Here is a 14,803-nt window from a genome sequence, read left to right as displayed (position 1 = left end):
TTCAGTTCAGCAGGATTCGGTTCTTCGACAGGAACATGCGGCGGCCATCAGCGTCGCCCTCGATGACGAGGTCCCACTGCCCCGCGGCGACGCCCTCGGCGCGGCCGCTATAGCTCCCACCCCCAGCCTCGGCGATCTCGATCGGCCGGTCTGCGCGACGATCGATCGGCCGCTCGAGCCGAGCGAGGAAACTCATTCCCGTCAGCGGCGCTCCGGCGTGGTCGCGCGCCTCGAGTGCAATTGCGGCGCTGCCGTCAGGCCGCCGATCGACATGCGCCTGGACCTGCCAGTCGCGCTCGTTCTGCTGTCTGGCCGCATTGATCTCGCGCTGATAGGCGAGGCTGGCGCTGTAGGCGCTGTCGACCTCGGTGCCCGGAAGAGTCGTGATGGCAAGGCGCATCATGACCATGTTCACGCTGATGACGACGGCGAAGAACGTGATCGTCGTGACCAGGACGAAACGTCCGGTGATGGGTCGCGCGGCTGGACTTGAGGCTGCCATGGTAAAATTCCGTGATTAGGGAAGGACGAAGTGGTCGGTCGCGGAGGCGACCTCTCCGAGACCGATATCGGTGACGCGGAATGTGACCGGCACCGACTTTTCCGCCCTTTCATCGAGCGGCGCCGTCACCAGCACGCGCAGTTCGGTGGTGGTATCGCGCGCAAGAACGATCATCGGCCGATCTGGCGTCACGGAGTCCGCGCCGATGACGTGTAGCTTCGCGTCGGCCGGTCCATCGACATCGATCGCGATCACACGATCAAAGCCGCGCTTGTTGAGGAAGCGGAGCGTGTATCCGTTGCGAATCGCGCCGTCGCTGAGACGCACCGCGATCGGGTTGCGGTCGTGCAGCACGTTGACGTCGAGCAGGGTTCGCGACATCAACGCGTAAAGCATCACGGCGCAGACCACGGTGATCAGGCCGGCGTAGACGACGGTACGGGCGCGAACAGGCTTGAAAATCTCCTGCTTGCCGGCGACGCGCCGCTGAACGTTGATGTCGTTGTCGTAGCCGATCAGACCGGTCTTACGGCTGACCTTGGTCATGACGGCGTCACAGGCATCGATGCATAGGCCGCACTGGATGCAGCCGAGCTGCGCGCCATCGCGAATGTCGATCCCGGTCGGGCATACGGCAACGCACTGGTTGCAATCGATGCAATCGCCGGCCTTCTCGCCGAGCGAGCGAATGTCGAACGCCTTCTTCACCGAGCAACGCGGCTCACCACGATCGTATTTGTAGGTGACGTTGAGCGCCCATTCGTCGGTCAGCGCGGCCTGGATCCGCGGCCACGGGCACATATAGACGCAGACCTGCTCGCGCATGTAGCCGGCCAGCAGATAGGTCGATGCGGTCAGCATCGCGATCCAGACATAAGCGATCGCCGGCGCCTGAAAGGTCGCAAGGTCACGCACCAGGGTCGGCGCATCGGCGAAATAGAGCACCCAGGCGCCACCGGTCCACCAGGCGATCATCAGCCAGATCGCGTGCTTCAACGCACGGCGACCGGCTCGCTTTGCGGTCATTGGGCCAGCGTCGGCTTTGATCTGCGCGCGGCGGTCACCTTCGACCAGCCGCTCGACCGCATAGAACAGATCGGTCCAGACCGTCTGCGGGCAGAGATAGCCGCACCAGATCCGGCCACCGAGCGCATTCATCAGGAACAGGGCGAGCGCCGCCAGTACCAGAAGGCCGGTGAAATAGTAGATTTCCTGCGGCCAGAGCTCGATGAAGAAGAAATAGAAGCGACGATTCGGGAAATCGATCAGGACCGCCTGGTCGGGCGCGCCGAGACCCCGATGCCAGCGTACGAAGGGCAGCAGATAGTAGACGCCGAGGCAGACGGCCATCAGCCGCCACTTGATCGAGCGGAACCGACCGGAGACGCTCTGCGGGTACACCTTCTTGCGAGGCGCGTAGAGCGGCCCGTCTTCGTCGGTCATGAGTTCATCAGGCGGCACGGGCTTGTTCATGGGTTGCTCGAATGAGGCTCTGGTTGAAACCTACATCCCTGCACCATGTCCGGGTTTGACCTTGGTCAATGATCCCGGACGCCCTCGCGGTGGCGGCTACTTGCCGCCGCCCAACGAGTGCACATAGACCGCCAGCGCCTTGACGGTGACCGGATCCAGACGGCCGACCCAGGCCGGCATCACGCCGGCGCGGCCATTGGTGATGGTCTCGACCAGAGCCTCCTCGTCGGAGCCATAGAGCCAGATCTGGTCGGTCAGGTTCGGCGCGCCGAGTTCCGGATTGCCCTTGCCGTTGTCGCCGTGGCAGCTGGTGCAGTTCTCGGTGAAGAGCTTCTTCCCTGCCGTGGCGTCGAACTTCGGCGCGGTGGAAAGGCCGGACAGCGAGCGCACATAGTTGGCGACCGTGACGATCTCGTCCTTCTTGAGGACGCCGTCGCGACCGAACGCCAGCATCTGCCCTTCATGGGTCTTGGCGTGTCCCGAGCGTGCGCCGAACTGGATGGTCTGCATGATCTGGTCGAGCGAGCCGCCCCACAGCCAGTCGTCGTCGTTCAGGTTGGGATAGCCCTTCGCGCCCGCGCCGCCGCTGCCGTGGCATGGTGCGCAATTATCGGCGAACACCGTCTTGCCGCGGGCGCGCGCCAACGCCAGCAGGGCCGGATCCTTCTCGATGTCGGCCAGCGACGCGTTGCCGAGCACCGCCATCTTCTCGCCACGCAGCTTCTCAAGATCGGCAAGGTCGGTCGCGACACTGGCGCGGGTGGAATACTGAAACAGACCGGTGGTGTAGCCCGAGACCAGTGGCCAAGCGGGATAGACGACCCAATAGCCGATCGCCCAGATGATCGTGGCATAGAATGTCAGGACCCACCACCGCGGCAGCGGCGTGTTCAGCTCCTTGATGCCGTCCCACTCATGACCGGTCGTGCTGCGGCCGGAAACGCGGTCGATCTCATTGTGCTCGCTCATGATCGGTCAGTCCTCCCGCAGCGGCATCCGGGCTGCAGCATCGAAGAGAGATTTGTTGCGGGGCCACAGCGCGTAGGCGACGATGGCGATGAAGATTCCAACGAAGATGGGCGTCCAGAGCGTGCCGACCAGGCTGGATGCGAAATTCTCGACTTGAACGATCGCTTTCATGCTGGTGCCCTCAGCGCAGATTGGCTTTTTCGTTGTAGAGCTTGAAGTCGACGAGCGTACCCAGCATCTGCAGATAGGCGATCAGCGCGTCGAGCTCGGTCGGATTGCCGGCCTTGCCGTCGAAGTTGCGGACCGCCGCCTTCGGATAGCGCTTCTGGAACGCGTCGGAGCCGGGGCTGTCGGGGTCGACCTGCGCCTTGAGATCGGCGGCCGCGTTGGCGATCTGCTCGTCGGTATAGGGCACGCCGACCGCACGGTTGGTCCGCAGATGAGCCGTGGCGTCGGACGGGTCGAGCTCCGTCCTGGCGAGCGCCGGGTAACCGGGCATCACCGATTGCGGGACGATCGAGCGCGGATTGATCAGGTGCGTGACGTGCCAATCGTCGGAATATTTGCCGCCGACACGTGCCAGATCCGGCCCGGTACGCTTGGAGCCCCACTGGAACGGATGGTCGTACATGCTCTCGGCGGCGAGCGAGTAGTGGCCGTAGCGTTCGACCTCGTCGCGCAGCGGACGGATCATCTGCGAATGACAGAGATAGCAGCCCTCGCGGACATAGATGTTGCGGCCGGCGAGCTCGAGCGGCGTATAGGGCCGCACACCGTCGACCGCCTCGATCGTGCTCTTCAGGTAGAACAGCGGGGTGATCTCGACCAGTCCGCCGATCGCAATGACGACGAGAATGCCGACGATCAGGATGATCGAGTTCTTCTCAAAGATCTTGTGTCGATTCCAGAGAGACATGTCGTGACCTATTCGGCAAGCTGGAGGGCGCCGGCGCCCTCGGTTTCGCTGGCTCGGCCGGCATTGACCGTCATCCAGAGATTGAAGGCCATGATCAGGGCGCCGACCAGGAACAGCGCGCCGCCGGCCGCGCGGATGATGTAGAAGGGATGCATGGCCTCGACGGACTCGATGAAGGAGTATTCGAGGAAGCCGAGCGAGGTGTAGGCGCGCCACATCAGGCCCTGCAGGATTCCCGACACCCACATTGCGGAGATGTAGAGCACAATGCCGATGGTCGAGATCCAGAAGTGCCAGTTGACGAGCTTCAGGCTGTAGAGCTGGCGATTCCAGAGCCACGGGACGAGGCAGTACAGCGCGCCGAACGAGACGAAGCCGACCCAGCCCAGCGCGCCGGAATGCACATGGCCGATGGTCCAGTCAGTGTAGTGGCTCAGCGAATTGACCACCTTGATCGACATCATCGGGCCTTCAAAGGTCGACATGCCGTAGAAGGCGACCGACACCACCATCATGCGCAGGACGGGATCGGTGCGGAGCTTGTCCCAGGCGCCCGACAGCGTCATCAGGCCGTTAATCATGCCACCCCAGGACGGCATCCAGAGCATGATCGAGAAGGTCATGCCGAGCGTCTGCGCCCAGTCCGGCAGCGCCGTGTAATGCAGATGATGCGGGCCGGCCCAGATGTAAAGGAAGATCAGCGCCCAGAAATGGATGATCGACAGCCGGTAGGAATAGACCGGACGCTCCGCCCGCTTCGGAATGAAATAGTACATGATCGCCAGGAAGCCGGCGGTCAGGAAAAAGCCGACCGCATTGTGGCCGTACCACCACTGGAACATGGCATCCTGTACGCCGCCCCAGGCGATGTAGGACTTCGAGCCGAGGAAGGAGACCGGCAACGCGGGATTGTTGCCGAGATGCAGCACCGCAATGGTAATAATGAACGCCAGGTAGAACCAGTTGGCGACGAAGATGTGCGGCTCCTTGCGCTTCACCAACGTCATCAGGAACACGAGCAGATACGTCACCCAGACGATCGTCAGCCAGAAGTCGGCGTACCATTCCGGCTCGGCGTATTCCTTCGACTGGGTCACGCCGAGCAGGTAGCCGGTGCCGGCGATCAGGATGAAGAAGTTGTAGCCGACCACGACGAACCAGGGCGACAGGTCGCCTGCAAGGCGAGTGCGGCAGGTCTTTTGCACGACATAAAACGACGTCGCGATCAGGACGTTGCCGCCGAACGCGAAGATCACGGCCGACGTATGCAGCGGCCGCAGGCGGCCGAATGTCGTCCAGGGCAGATCGAAATTAAGCGCCGGCCAGGCCAGCTGCATGGCGATCATCAGACCCACAGTGAAACCCGCGATGCCCCAGAACATCGCCATGGCGGACGCGAACTTGATCGGGCCAAGGTTGTAATTGGGGCGCCCGCCTATCTCCGCCGGTGGCAATTCTGCGGGACGGTCAAGGTAGCGATTGCCGATCATGACCACGGAGATCAGGCTGGCGGCACAAGCAAGCGACGCGTGAAAACTGAACGCCGCATCGTGCCCCATCGCCGCGCCCAGAAAGCTAACGAAGGCAAAAACCGCAAGTGCCGACGTCAAGCCGGCTTCACCCATCGTCATCGACTTTGAAACGGAAGATGGATTCGTCATGTGGAAGCTTTCTTTGGATGCGGTGACGTCGTGGAGACCACAATCTCGCCGCCAGCTACTTGATCGGCATCAATTCCTGCGCCATGCTGCGCGCTGCTGGCGCCGCGGCTCAGCGCCGTCAGGGTCAGTTCATTTGGACAGTATCGTGCCGGACTGGCCCGCCTTTCCCGCGCGAGATCCGCGGCGCAGCGAGCCTTCTCACGGCACAGACCGCACACTCGCTGCAGATCACGCAACACATCGCAATAGGAAGAAGCTAGCATCTGCTCGGACAGGCCTGCATGCTCGAGACGCTTGCGGAGCAACTCCGGCGAACCTTGCTCGCGAGCAAGGGCACGAAGGTCCGGCGTCGAGAGATTGAGCTCGTGAGCGATCTCGTCGACCTCCCTGGCGGTCAACAGATCGAACTCGTGTCGACGCGCAAGAAATGCCCGCAAGCGGGCCAGAAGACTCTCGAATTGCGGTGAACTGTTGCCAGCTGATCGGTCGCCCATTTCTCACACATCCCTTCTTTCGGCTCCACCTTTAGCCGAAAGACCCGATTGCCGATTTGATCCTGGTCAAGTGTGCGATGTCGCGGCAATCGATCTCGATCGCCACCCAAGATCGTCAGCCGCCCCACGCCGACGGCACGGTCGGCGGCGTTCGAAGCTCCATGGAATCGGCAAAGATCGTCCAGTCGCGGACACCCTTCTGCCTACAGAAGTCGGCCTCGGCCAGCTGTGCGGCCGCGGAAAGCGAGGCAGCGTCGACCTTGAACACTGCCTGGCAGGCGCGATGTTCGTGGCCGGTGTCGTCGCAAACGGTTTTGATGAAACGAACGTCGAATGATGGCATGGCGCACCCTCGCATGGGCTGATTCTTTATTGTTCACGCTGCCATCAGTGCGAGGCGCCCGTATTGATCTGTCGCAACGGCTTGCTCTGTATTGCAAGGCGAGCAGAGCTTGAACGATCTCGACCGCGCGGACCACGCGCATTTCGCGACGTGCGGCTCACGTGATCAGGAACGACAACCGGACCGGACGAGGTACCATTTGTGGCGAGATTTCCAGTCTGGGCGAACGATCATCCTGCCGCCTCCTCCGCTTTGGCGGCAGCTGCTCGCTCGTCTTCCGCGGATCGGATATAGAAGCCGGAATAGGTATCAACGTAGCACAGATGATCGTGCACTTCCTTGACGCCGGCAGCATTCTCCGCGGCGACGATCGCCGCCCGCCTCGCCCGCTCGTCCATGATGACCCCACGAAGGTGCACCACGCCGTCGCGCACCGAGACCTGCAGCCCGAGCGGACACCAGTTTGCCCCGTCGAGCGCCCGCACGATACGATCGTGGATATGGTTGTCGTCCGCCGTGGGATCCGGGATCTGGTGCGCAATGGACGCAACCGCTCGCAGCAGGTCCGCCCGCGTCACGAGGCCAACGAGGCGCCCGTCGCGCATCACTGGCAGCCGCTTGACGCCCTTCTTCTCCATGAGATCGACCAGATCAGACACGGGCGTTTCTTCCGTCACGGTGACGGGGTCGCACGACATAATCTCTCCGACCTTCCGTCCGCGCTCGTGGACAAAGTCCGCGGCTGCGTAGCCGGAGCCGAGAAGAAACTTAAACCAGCCGTTGCGCCGGCGTTGCGTGCCGATCTCGCTTCGCCGCATAAAGTCGCTCTCGGACAGGATTCCGACCAGTCTTCCAGCCGCGTCGACCACCGGCAGGCCGCTGATATGGTGATCCATCATCAGCTTGGCGGCTTCGACAATAGAGGTCTCGGTTCCAACAGTGACGAGATGTCTCGCCATGATCTGATGTGCGCGCATTGCCGCTTTCCTTTCGACATCTACACCAAGGTCACACATGACCGGCTCATTCGTCTTGATCTCGCTCAATGCCCGCACTTGACCGGAATCAAGGCTCCGCGGCCCATGATCGACGATGTTGCCAGTCAGTCAGGAGAATAAAATCATGTTGCAGAACCTGCTCGCCTCGATCGGAGCGATCGCGATCGCTGTCGTGGCCTTCGTCCGGATGATGTTGCAGGCAAAGCGGCCTTCGCTAAGCCAGCCGGCCAGGTCAAACCCTGTCCGGCCCCATCGCCGCCGCCCGTTCTAGGCTGTCGGCGTCGTCTCGACCGTCTTCCCGGAATTTTGACGTGCGTCAATGCGGCACGACGCGTGCCGCCGGAAGATGTTATTTCGTCAGGATTGTGCAAATGGCAGACCGAAGGGCTTGGCGCCCCATTATCTTCTCTTGTCCAACCACCGGTGATCGCGTCCAAGCTCTGCTTCCCGATGGGGCGTCCGAGTCTCTGGCTGACAATCTGTACTCGATCTCCTGCGCCGGCTGTGACGGCATCCACTTCATCAACTTGCGAACCGACGCAGTCGTCGATCCCAAGCGCAGCTAGGTTGATCGCAAGAACAGGTGCGGGCCGGAAGCTATCGAGTTGACGCATATCAACACGCAAGTGCCGCCCCTATGGGAAGCAAGGCCTCCCCCAACGAAGGATTTTTAACATGACAGGCCAGAGCGAAGTCCGTCCCGCCCCCGACGCCATCCAGAGCTACGCAAAGCGCGCGATGGCCGTCCAGTCGGAATTCTCGGAAAAATTGATCGAGGCGAATCAGCACTGGTTCGAACAGATCCAGATCGAATCGAACGAGGCCTGGGAGCTTTTCCGCAGGTTCAATTCCACCGCCTCGGTGGCCGAGAAGATCACGGCTCTGCAGGACTGGGCCAAGGGCGTCACCGCGCGCAGCGCGAACGACGCGACGTACGCGATCGAGACCGCGCGTTCGCTGGGTACGATCGAGCTGAACCTGTTTGCACGAAAGACCGGCGGTGTCGACGAGGCTACTCAGAAGGCTGCCTGACGTGCCGGCACGCGACGCTCCAGAGCGCCCAGTGGCCGGCGCCGGCGCGACATGGGAGGGGGTCGCGACGGCCCCCTTCGGTTTAGACCTAGAGCTCGCCGTGATCGAGGGCAACGCCATTCACCAGCTCGTCTTTCCTTGTCGCCGCATCCCGGGCGGCTGGGTGAGGGTGGAGACTGCCCAACGCATCATGGTACAACCCACACATTGGCGAGCCTGGGTCAAATAGGTCATCTGCACAGAGCAGCTAGTGGCTTCGAGCGTCTGAACGTTGTAATATTTGGTGAGTTGAGGGCTTTGCCCGGGGGAATATGTCCGACCACATCTGGTACCGCTATGGCACTGCCGCGGCAGCGGCCGCACTCGTGTTCGCGGTGCGCGCGGGGCTCGATAACTATTTCGAAGACCGGACCTTCACGATCATCTTTGTCCCCGCCGTGCTGTTTGCCGCGCTCGCCGGCGGCCGCGGTCCGGCGATCCTCACCACCCTGCTCTGCCTCGTCATCAGCGCCAAATTCCTCGGCAGGAGCCTGGTCACCGAGCCTGCGAATCTGATCGATATCGCCTGTTTTGCTGTCCTCGGTCCGATCCTTGGCTTTATGGGTGACCGGCTACTGAAGGAGAGCGATCAGGCGCGAAATCGTCAGGCCCATCTGCAATCAATCCTCGACACGGTCCCCGATGCGATGATCGTCATCGACGACCACGGCATTATTCGCTCCTTCAGCGCGGCAGCCGAGCGCCTGTTTGGCTGGAAAGCGGACCAAGTCGTCGGAAAGAACGTTTCGAGCCTGATGCCCCAGCCGTATCGCGGCGAGCACGACCGGTATCTCGAGCGTTACCTTACGACCGGCGAGCGGCGCATCATCGGCATTGGCCGCATCGTTGTCGGGGAGCGAAGCGACGGCTCGACGTTTCCGATGGAGCTCGCCGTCGGCGAGGCCAAGGTACGCGGAGAGCGTTTCTTCACCGGCTTTATCCGCGATCTCACTGAACGCCGTGCGCAGGAACGGCGGCTTCAGGAGCTCCAATCCGAGCTGGTCCACGTCTCGCGGTTGACCGCGATGGGGGAGATGGCGTCCTCAATCGCGCATGAGATCAATCAGCCGCTGTCAGCCATCACGAACTATATGCGCGGTGCGAGGGCGCTGCTGGCGTCGGAGGTACCGGATGCGACCCGCATTCGGGACGCGCTCGAGCGGGCCGCGCAGCAAGCGCTCCGGGCCGGCGACATCATCAAGCGCCTGCGCGAATTCGTCGCCAAGGGCGAGACCCAACAGTCCCTGGAGAGCCCGGCCACCCTGCTTGAAGAGGCAGTCGCACTGGCGCTGCTCGGCGCCAAGGAGCAAGGCGTCCGGGTAGCGATCCGCAGCGATCGGGACATGCCCCCGATCATCGTCGACAAGATCCAGATTCAGCAGGTCGTGCTCAACCTGGTTCGCAATGCGATCGAGGCGATGGCCTCGGGCCCGCGCCGCGAATTGACCGTCGGCGTCTCCAAGACTAACGGTGTTGCGACGTTTTCCATTGCCGATACCGGCCCGGGCATCAGCCCCGATATCGCCGACCGTTTGTTTCAGCCCTTTGTCACGACCAAGGAGCAGGGCATGGGCGTTGGCCTCTCGATCTGCCGGACCATCATCGAGTCCCATGGCGGACGCATCGACGTGATGCCAAACGCTGGTGGCGGCACGGTTTTTCAGTTCATCCTCCCGTTCGCGGAGGACGGAGAAGAAGCATGACAGCGCGGCGCACAATTCTCGTGATCGACGATGATCCCGCGATGCGGGACTCACTGGCCTTCCTTCTCGACGTCAACGGCTTTGCCGTAACGACTTATGAGACGGCAACCGACTTTCTGGATCATCTTGCCGGCAGCAGGGTCGACTGCATCGTATCCGATATCCGCATGCCCGGCATGAGCGGCCTCGAACTGGTCCGCAAGCTCAAGGCGGACGCGGTCGCATGTCCCGTCATTCTGATGACTGGCCATGGAGACGTCGCACTCGCGGTCGAGGCGATGAAGGCAGGTGCGGTTGACTTCATCGAAAAGCCGTTCGAGGACGAGGCGCTCCTGCGTGCAATCGGCGAAGCCTTGCAAACACAGTCGACGGCACCGGCCGACGGTACGGCCAAGAGCGAGGCCGAAGCTCGCCTGGTGGATCTCTCGCCGCGCGAACGCGACGTTCTGCGAGGGCTCGTGGCAGGCAAGATCAACAAGGTGATCGCCCACGACCTTGGCATCAGCCCACGCACGGTCGAGGTCTACCGGGCGAACCTGATGGCCAAGACCAATGTGCGCAGCATGTCGGAATTGATGCGGATCGCGATCGCTGCCGGGCTCTAGCCAAGGGCCGCCGCTCCCGGTGGCATAAGTAATTATACGTAATTTCAATTGGAGGGTGACGGTACGAGAGTGTGCGGATTGCTCGAATCGAGTAGCAGCCAATGCTCTTCAACGCACTCTCCGCATCGCCTGCGCTCGACCTGCAGGCCTATGCCGACGTCGATCATTTCCGCGAAAGCGAGCGCTATGTGCAGGCTTCGAGCATTCCGCTCACGGCAGCACCGCCTTCCATTCTGCGGGCCAGTCTGTCGTTGCCCTCAGCTACCCTCTCGCTGGTACGAACGTTCCCACGGATCATCAACGGCTACGAGCTGTCCGATCGACTCGTCTTCGTTGTCCCGATGGACCGGGTCGCGTCCGCGCGCCTCAACGGGCAAGCAGTCCGTCATTCGATCATCGTTCTCAAAGGAAGCGCGAACTGTACGGTGTTCGAACCGGAACCCCGGCTGGTTGCCATCCTTTCCATTCCGCCGGATCATCTTGCTCTGAAATGGGCAGAGTTGAGCGCGGGCTACCTGTTGCTTGGGTTACCAGGGGATTCGCTGGCATTTATTCAAACCCTGATACAATCGACCTTGAGGTTCGCGGCTCATCAATCGAAGCCGATCGACGTCCATCAGTTGCTGGCAATACAGGGAACATTATTCTCCGCGCTCGATGAAGAATTTCATCGAGGGGCATTCGAAGGAGGCAAAGCCAACATTGCGGAACGTTACAAGCGGATTATTGATCACATAGACGATGCAATCATGTCGACCCCCGCCTCCAACAACACGTGCGATGAGCTAGCGAACGAACTCGGAATTTCGGTGCGCACGCTTCATACCGCGGCACAATCGATCTGTGGCGCCGGCATTCATCAATACCGACGGCTGCGTCAACTTTGGCTTGTTCGACAGCATTTGCGCATGGGCTACCCGGGCCTCACAGTCAAGGCGACCGCCCTGGCCCATGGCTTTTGGCACATGGGTGAGTTCTCACGGATGTATCGAGCTGCCTTTGGAGAAGTACCATCCAGGACGCTCATCGAGGCGCAGGGCAAGCCGGCAAGCATACCTTGCAAGTAGAATCGCCCGCCCCCGAGAAGCCGCTCCTAGGCCGCTGCGGCCCGCGCTCGCTCGGCTGAGAGTATCTCGGACAATTCTTGCTCGCTCTCTGCCGTCAGATTCAGACAGATCAACACCGAGCCGCGGTCTATACGCCCCACAACACCGCCAAGCCGGAATGAAAGCCCCTCGATCGTCAGTTCGACTGGCTCGCCTATTGCTGCGTCCGGCAAGGTGCAGTTGATCAAGACCGCGCCCGGCGACAAGTCACGGACCTCGATACGCTTCGTCTCGCTGCGCCATGACAATGCTCCGGACCGTCGAAAGACGACGCGGGAAGACAGTCGGCGATCAACATCCGTCGTCGACGTACGGATAACACGGATGAGTGTCGTGCGCAGTTCGGCCACATTCTCCGCAATGGCCGTCGATCCGTCGTGCATTTCCGATGCTCGTCGACCGGTTTCGACCGCTTCGGCCGATACCGAGGCAATTTGGGAGGCGACCTCGCGAGCCGCGTGTGACGTCTCTTCGACCGTCCTCGAAATATCAGCCGTGACGACATTTTGCTCCTCGACCGCGGCAGAGATTGCGGCTGACACAGATTCAACGCTGCGAATGACGTCACCAATGGTAGTCATGGATGCAACCGAGGCATACGTCGCCTCCTGGATCTCGGCAATCTGCAGCGCGATCTCATTTGTTGCTCGCGCGGTCTGTTCAGCCAGCGACTTCACTTCGGCCGCGACGACCGCGAAACCGCGGCCAGCTGTTCCGGCTCGTGCGGCCTCGATTGTGGCATTCAACGCCAGGAGGTTTGTCTGGCCGGCGATTTCGCTGATCAGGCTCGTCACAGTTCCCACCTTTGACGCAGCTTCCGACAGCTTGGCGATTGTGGCCTGGGCTTGCGTCGATGCCGTGACGGCCTCCAGCGTCAAGGAACGCGACGTCCCCACCTGATCGGCGATCTGCGATATTGACGCGGCCAGCTGCGAGGATGCTTTTGCGACGGTCTGAGCATTTGTAAGGGCCTCTTCGGCAGCCGCAGCGACACTGCTGCTGTTTCTCTCCAGCGTGAGTGCCGTATCTCTCATCATCGAGGCGTTTCTTGCCATCCGGTCCGTACCAGAGGCAACTTCGCCGACGGCAACCTTTGTAGCATTCTCGACATTGGCGGCCATTTGCTGCAACGCTGATGCCCGGGCCTCCTCGGCCGCGCGGCGCCTCTCTTCGTCCTGCCTCGCCTCGTCACGCACCTTTTCAGCGGCCCTGCCCCTGAATTGCTCGATTGAACGCGCCATGTCGCCCAGTTCATCGGGCCGCTCGAGCCCTGGGAGCTTCATGTCGAAATCACCACCCTCAGCCGGTTGAGGGCGCCCGTCATTGTGACGAGAGCCTTGGATATCCGTCGGGCAAGCAGCAGTGTTACCAGCCCGACGCACAATACGATCGCTGCAGCAATCGTAATGATGCTTCGTACCCGCTCCCAGACCTGCGCCTGGAGATCGTCGACATACAGGCCTGTCCCGATGACCCAGTTCCACGGTTGAAAGCCCACAACAAACGATAGCTTCGGCTGCGGCGTGTCCAGACCCGGCTTTGGCCATTGGTAGTCGACAAACCCCTCGCCTCTTCGCTTCACGATCTCGGCAAATTCGACGAACAACTGCTTGCCGGTCGGATCCCTGACGTCACGCAAATCCTTGCCGTCGAGCTCGGGCTTGATCGGATGCATGACCATCGTGGGACTAAGATCGTTGATCCAGAAGTAATCCCCGTTCCCAAATCTCAGCGCGCCGATTCTGGCTGCTGCATTGCGACGCGCGGCGTCTCCATCCGCTCCCCGGCCGACAGCCGCGTCATGCTCCTCCTGCGCAATGCCAAGAGCCAGTTGAGTAAGGTGTCTCAACTCGCTCTGCCGCTGCCCGCGCAAGGCATCTGCCAGATTGCTTGCCTGGATAGCGGCCAGTCCGGTCAGCCCGCAAAAGCTCAGCCCAATAATTGCGTAGATGCGCTGCGCCAGAGAAATCCCGAAATTCATCGCTTTTCACCAAACAGACTTGTCGCAAACGGTTGCCAGATCTGACTTGCGCAGGGCAAGTCAATATGGGCTCGCCCGAACCGGTACGGACTATTGGGCCGCGAGATTTAACTCACGTAGAATCCCCTATCGGAATCCTGCAGCAGAGCTCATTTTTCGCATGGCGACGAGCCGGACGATCGATCGTCAATCCGATGAAATGTTGCGTTCTGGCGGCAGGTGACGCCGCAATGTGGGCCGGCGTCAATCGCCGATCAGCGCTCGCGCATGCTGTCGCGCGGTCGCAAGGCGACCGAGTAGTTGGTCGTGCTGCTGCTGCAGCTTCGTCCTGGCCCTTCCGGCCGGGCACATAGCGACCAAGCCGCTGATCTGGAGCAGTTGCAGTTCGAGCATCAATAGTACTTGACGGACGGACTGGCGAAAGTCCACTCCGGACGCCACCTCTTCGTAATTCGCCCGGTGCGATTCCGGAAAGTGCACGACGTTTCCCATCACCATGACCCAGTCCAAATTCGAGAGCAGGAAGCCCAATGGCAAGCAAAGCTCCCTTTCGAACCCATCAACAGCAACGAGATGCGCCTATTCGGCCTTGATCCGGATCAAACGAAGTGATCTGAGGCGGATCAAGATAGCCCTCATCGCACAATGCTTGCTGGGTGAAGTCGACCGAACGAGAAAGGGGCATCGATGGACGAGATCACGCATTTCATTGCTCTGCCCTACGACCGGACCGATGGCGAACTCGTTCCGGGCCAGCAGGCCAAGTGCGCCAGCCCCGCCGCGGCGATTGAGCACGCCAAGCACTTATGGAAGACGTTCGGCCACGCTGGTGCTGCGGCAGTCGTCCGCACCGGCCATCCGGGCGTGAAAACTACCGTGCTGCGGACATATGGGATGGTGCCAAACGACCTGGAGCAGGAACGGCCTTCTCCTGACTCCCACTAAAAATCAATCTTCGATTTATTGCGCCAGCTCAAATCG

Annotated in this window: 18 protein-coding genes; 6 read left to right on the top strand and 12 right to left on the bottom strand. The window is 61.3% G+C overall.

Features of this window, described 5'->3' with window-relative positions; all coding sequences use genetic code 11:
* Nucleotide 1 precedes the first annotated feature (1 nt).
* From JEY66_RS07605 to JEY66_RS07565, 9 genes are all read right to left on the bottom strand, one after another.
* On the bottom strand, nucleotides 2-502 hold the full coding sequence (locus tag JEY66_RS07605) for a FixH family protein (RefSeq protein WP_018273602.1): 501 nt from the start codon (nucleotides 500-502) through the stop codon (nucleotides 2-4).
* Nucleotides 503-517: 15 nt separating this feature from the next.
* Nucleotides 518-1,975: a cytochrome c oxidase accessory protein CcoG gene (ccoG, locus tag JEY66_RS07600; protein ID WP_018273603.1), complete on the bottom strand. Its 1,458-nt coding sequence runs from the start codon at nucleotides 1,973-1,975 to the stop codon at nucleotides 518-520.
* A gap of 96 nt (nucleotides 1,976-2,071) precedes the next feature.
* Nucleotides 2,072-2,944, bottom strand: a complete 873-nt coding sequence (gene ccoP / locus JEY66_RS07595; protein WP_018273604.1) for a cytochrome-c oxidase, cbb3-type subunit III — start codon at nucleotides 2,942-2,944, stop codon at nucleotides 2,072-2,074.
* Nucleotides 2,945-2,950: 6 nt separating this feature from the next.
* Nucleotides 2,951-3,115, bottom strand: a complete 165-nt coding sequence (locus tag JEY66_RS07590) for a cbb3-type cytochrome c oxidase subunit 3 (RefSeq protein ID WP_018273605.1) — start codon at nucleotides 3,113-3,115, stop codon at nucleotides 2,951-2,953.
* Between the two features lie 10 nt (nucleotides 3,116-3,125).
* The gene (gene ccoO / locus JEY66_RS07585) at nucleotides 3,126-3,860 is read right to left on the bottom strand and encodes a cytochrome-c oxidase, cbb3-type subunit II (protein ID WP_018273606.1); all 735 of its coding nucleotides are present in this window, start codon (nucleotides 3,858-3,860) and stop codon (nucleotides 3,126-3,128) included.
* 8 nt (nucleotides 3,861-3,868) lie between these two features.
* On the bottom strand, nucleotides 3,869-5,521 hold the full coding sequence (gene ccoN, locus JEY66_RS07580) for a cytochrome-c oxidase, cbb3-type subunit I (RefSeq protein WP_038378756.1): 1,653 nt from the start codon (nucleotides 5,519-5,521) through the stop codon (nucleotides 3,869-3,871).
* The gene (locus JEY66_RS07575; protein ID WP_125459468.1) at nucleotides 5,518-6,015 is read right to left on the bottom strand and encodes a hypothetical protein; all 498 of its coding nucleotides are present in this window, start codon (nucleotides 6,013-6,015) and stop codon (nucleotides 5,518-5,520) included. The genes ccoN and JEY66_RS07575 overlap by 4 nt, the downstream gene beginning before the upstream one ends.
* Before the next feature lie 115 nt (nucleotides 6,016-6,130).
* Entirely contained in the window at nucleotides 6,131-6,358 is a 228-nt protein-coding gene (locus tag JEY66_RS07570) for a hypothetical protein (RefSeq protein WP_016844699.1), read from the bottom strand.
* Nucleotides 6,359-6,588: 230 nt separating this feature from the next.
* Nucleotides 6,589-7,335 carry a CBS domain-containing protein gene (locus JEY66_RS07565; RefSeq protein ID WP_026193360.1) on the bottom strand — a complete coding sequence of 249 codons (747 nt, stop codon included), beginning with the start codon at nucleotides 7,333-7,335 and terminating at the stop codon, nucleotides 6,589-6,591.
* 145 nt (nucleotides 7,336-7,480) lie between these two features.
* Between JEY66_RS07565 and JEY66_RS07560 the strand changes: the two genes are divergently transcribed.
* The 5 genes from JEY66_RS07560 to JEY66_RS07535 all read left to right on the top strand — a co-directional run bounded on the left by JEY66_RS07560 (nucleotide 7,481) and on the right by JEY66_RS07535 (nucleotide 11,802).
* Nucleotides 7,481-7,627, top strand: a complete 147-nt coding sequence (locus JEY66_RS07560) for a hypothetical protein (RefSeq protein ID WP_162136727.1) — start codon at nucleotides 7,481-7,483, stop codon at nucleotides 7,625-7,627.
* A 404-nt stretch (nucleotides 7,628-8,031) separates the two neighbouring features.
* Entirely contained in the window at nucleotides 8,032-8,388 is a 357-nt protein-coding gene (locus tag JEY66_RS07555) for a hypothetical protein (RefSeq protein WP_018273611.1), read from the top strand.
* Nucleotides 8,389-8,699: 311 nt separating this feature from the next.
* Nucleotides 8,700-10,130 (top strand): PAS domain S-box protein, encoded by a 1,431-nt coding sequence (locus JEY66_RS07545; protein ID WP_018273612.1) that lies wholly within the window; start codon nucleotides 8,700-8,702, stop codon nucleotides 10,128-10,130.
* The gene (gene fixJ / locus JEY66_RS07540; RefSeq protein WP_018273613.1) at nucleotides 10,127-10,735 is read left to right on the top strand and encodes a response regulator FixJ; all 609 of its coding nucleotides are present in this window, start codon (nucleotides 10,127-10,129) and stop codon (nucleotides 10,733-10,735) included. Before JEY66_RS07545 ends, fixJ begins: the two co-directional genes overlap by 4 nt.
* 101 nt (nucleotides 10,736-10,836) lie before the next feature.
* Nucleotides 10,837-11,802 carry a helix-turn-helix domain-containing protein gene (locus JEY66_RS07535; RefSeq protein ID WP_016839926.1) on the top strand — a complete coding sequence of 322 codons (966 nt, stop codon included), beginning with the start codon at nucleotides 10,837-10,839 and terminating at the stop codon, nucleotides 11,800-11,802.
* 26 nt (nucleotides 11,803-11,828) lie between these two features.
* Here the strand turns inward: JEY66_RS07535 and JEY66_RS07530 are convergent, their stop codons facing one another.
* The 3 genes from JEY66_RS07530 to JEY66_RS07520 form a co-directional block, all read right to left on the bottom strand.
* A complete protein-coding gene (locus JEY66_RS07530) occupies nucleotides 11,829-13,124 on the bottom strand; it encodes a methyl-accepting chemotaxis protein (protein WP_240536831.1) in 1,296 nt (431 codons plus the stop codon).
* The gene (locus JEY66_RS07525) at nucleotides 13,121-13,822 is read right to left on the bottom strand and encodes a cache domain-containing protein (protein ID WP_240536830.1); all 702 of its coding nucleotides are present in this window, start codon (nucleotides 13,820-13,822) and stop codon (nucleotides 13,121-13,123) included. Before JEY66_RS07525 ends, JEY66_RS07530 begins: the two co-directional genes overlap by 4 nt.
* A 243-nt stretch (nucleotides 13,823-14,065) precedes the next feature.
* Nucleotides 14,066-14,359: a hypothetical protein gene (locus JEY66_RS07520; protein WP_016839927.1), complete on the bottom strand. Its 294-nt coding sequence runs from the start codon at nucleotides 14,357-14,359 to the stop codon at nucleotides 14,066-14,068.
* A 150-nt stretch (nucleotides 14,360-14,509) separates the two neighbouring features.
* Here JEY66_RS07520 and JEY66_RS07515 point away from each other — a divergent pair, with 150 nt between their 5' ends.
* Nucleotides 14,510-14,767: a hypothetical protein gene (locus JEY66_RS07515; RefSeq protein ID WP_016839928.1), complete on the top strand. Its 258-nt coding sequence runs from the start codon at nucleotides 14,510-14,512 to the stop codon at nucleotides 14,765-14,767.
* Nucleotides 14,768-14,803 lie beyond the last annotated feature (36 nt).

Source organism: Bradyrhizobium elkanii USDA 76 (genome assembly GCF_023278185.1).
Lineage (GTDB): Bacteria > Pseudomonadota > Alphaproteobacteria > Rhizobiales > Xanthobacteraceae > Bradyrhizobium > Bradyrhizobium elkanii.
The sequence above is the reverse complement of the archived record's forward strand: the minus strand, read 5'-3'. Positions and strand labels throughout refer to the sequence as shown.

Bases quoted from the DNA above. Each gene is read 5' to 3' on its own strand.
- JEY66_RS07565 (WP_026193360.1), bottom strand. From the start codon at position 7,335: ATGCGCGCACATCAGATCATGGCGAGACATCTCGTCACTGTTGGAACC.
- ccoG (WP_018273603.1), bottom strand. From the start codon at position 1,975: ATGAACAAGCCCGTGCCGCCTGATGAACTCATGACCGACGAAGACGGG.
- JEY66_RS07515 (WP_016839928.1), top strand. From the start codon at position 14,510: ATGGACGAGATCACGCATTTCATTGCTCTGCCCTACGACCGGACCGAT.
- JEY66_RS07570 (WP_016844699.1), bottom strand. From the start codon at position 6,358: ATGCCATCATTCGACGTTCGTTTCATCAAAACCGTTTGCGACGACACC.
- JEY66_RS07590 (WP_018273605.1), bottom strand. From the start codon at position 3,115: ATGAAAGCGATCGTTCAAGTCGAGAATTTCGCATCCAGCCTGGTCGGC.
- ccoP (WP_018273604.1), bottom strand. From the start codon at position 2,944: ATGAGCGAGCACAATGAGATCGACCGCGTTTCCGGCCGCAGCACGACC.
- fixJ (WP_018273613.1), top strand. From the start codon at position 10,127: ATGACAGCGCGGCGCACAATTCTCGTGATCGACGATGATCCCGCGATG.
- JEY66_RS07545 (WP_018273612.1), top strand. From the start codon at position 8,700: ATGTCCGACCACATCTGGTACCGCTATGGCACTGCCGCGGCAGCGGCC.
- JEY66_RS07525 (WP_240536830.1), bottom strand. From the start codon at position 13,822: ATGAATTTCGGGATTTCTCTGGCGCAGCGCATCTACGCAATTATTGGG.
- JEY66_RS07575 (WP_125459468.1), bottom strand. From the start codon at position 6,015: ATGGGCGACCGATCAGCTGGCAACAGTTCACCGCAATTCGAGAGTCTT.
- JEY66_RS07605 (WP_018273602.1), bottom strand. From the start codon at position 502: ATGGCAGCCTCAAGTCCAGCCGCGCGACCCATCACCGGACGTTTCGTC.
- JEY66_RS07555 (WP_018273611.1), top strand. From the start codon at position 8,032: ATGACAGGCCAGAGCGAAGTCCGTCCCGCCCCCGACGCCATCCAGAGC.
- ccoO (WP_018273606.1), bottom strand. From the start codon at position 3,860: ATGTCTCTCTGGAATCGACACAAGATCTTTGAGAAGAACTCGATCATC.
- ccoN (WP_038378756.1), bottom strand. From the start codon at position 5,521: ATGACGAATCCATCTTCCGTTTCAAAGTCGATGACGATGGGTGAAGCC.
- JEY66_RS07530 (WP_240536831.1), bottom strand. From the start codon at position 13,124: ATGAAGCTCCCAGGGCTCGAGCGGCCCGATGAACTGGGCGACATGGCG.
- JEY66_RS07535 (WP_016839926.1), top strand. From the start codon at position 10,837: ATGCTCTTCAACGCACTCTCCGCATCGCCTGCGCTCGACCTGCAGGCC.
- JEY66_RS07560 (WP_162136727.1), top strand. From the start codon at position 7,481: ATGTTGCAGAACCTGCTCGCCTCGATCGGAGCGATCGCGATCGCTGTC.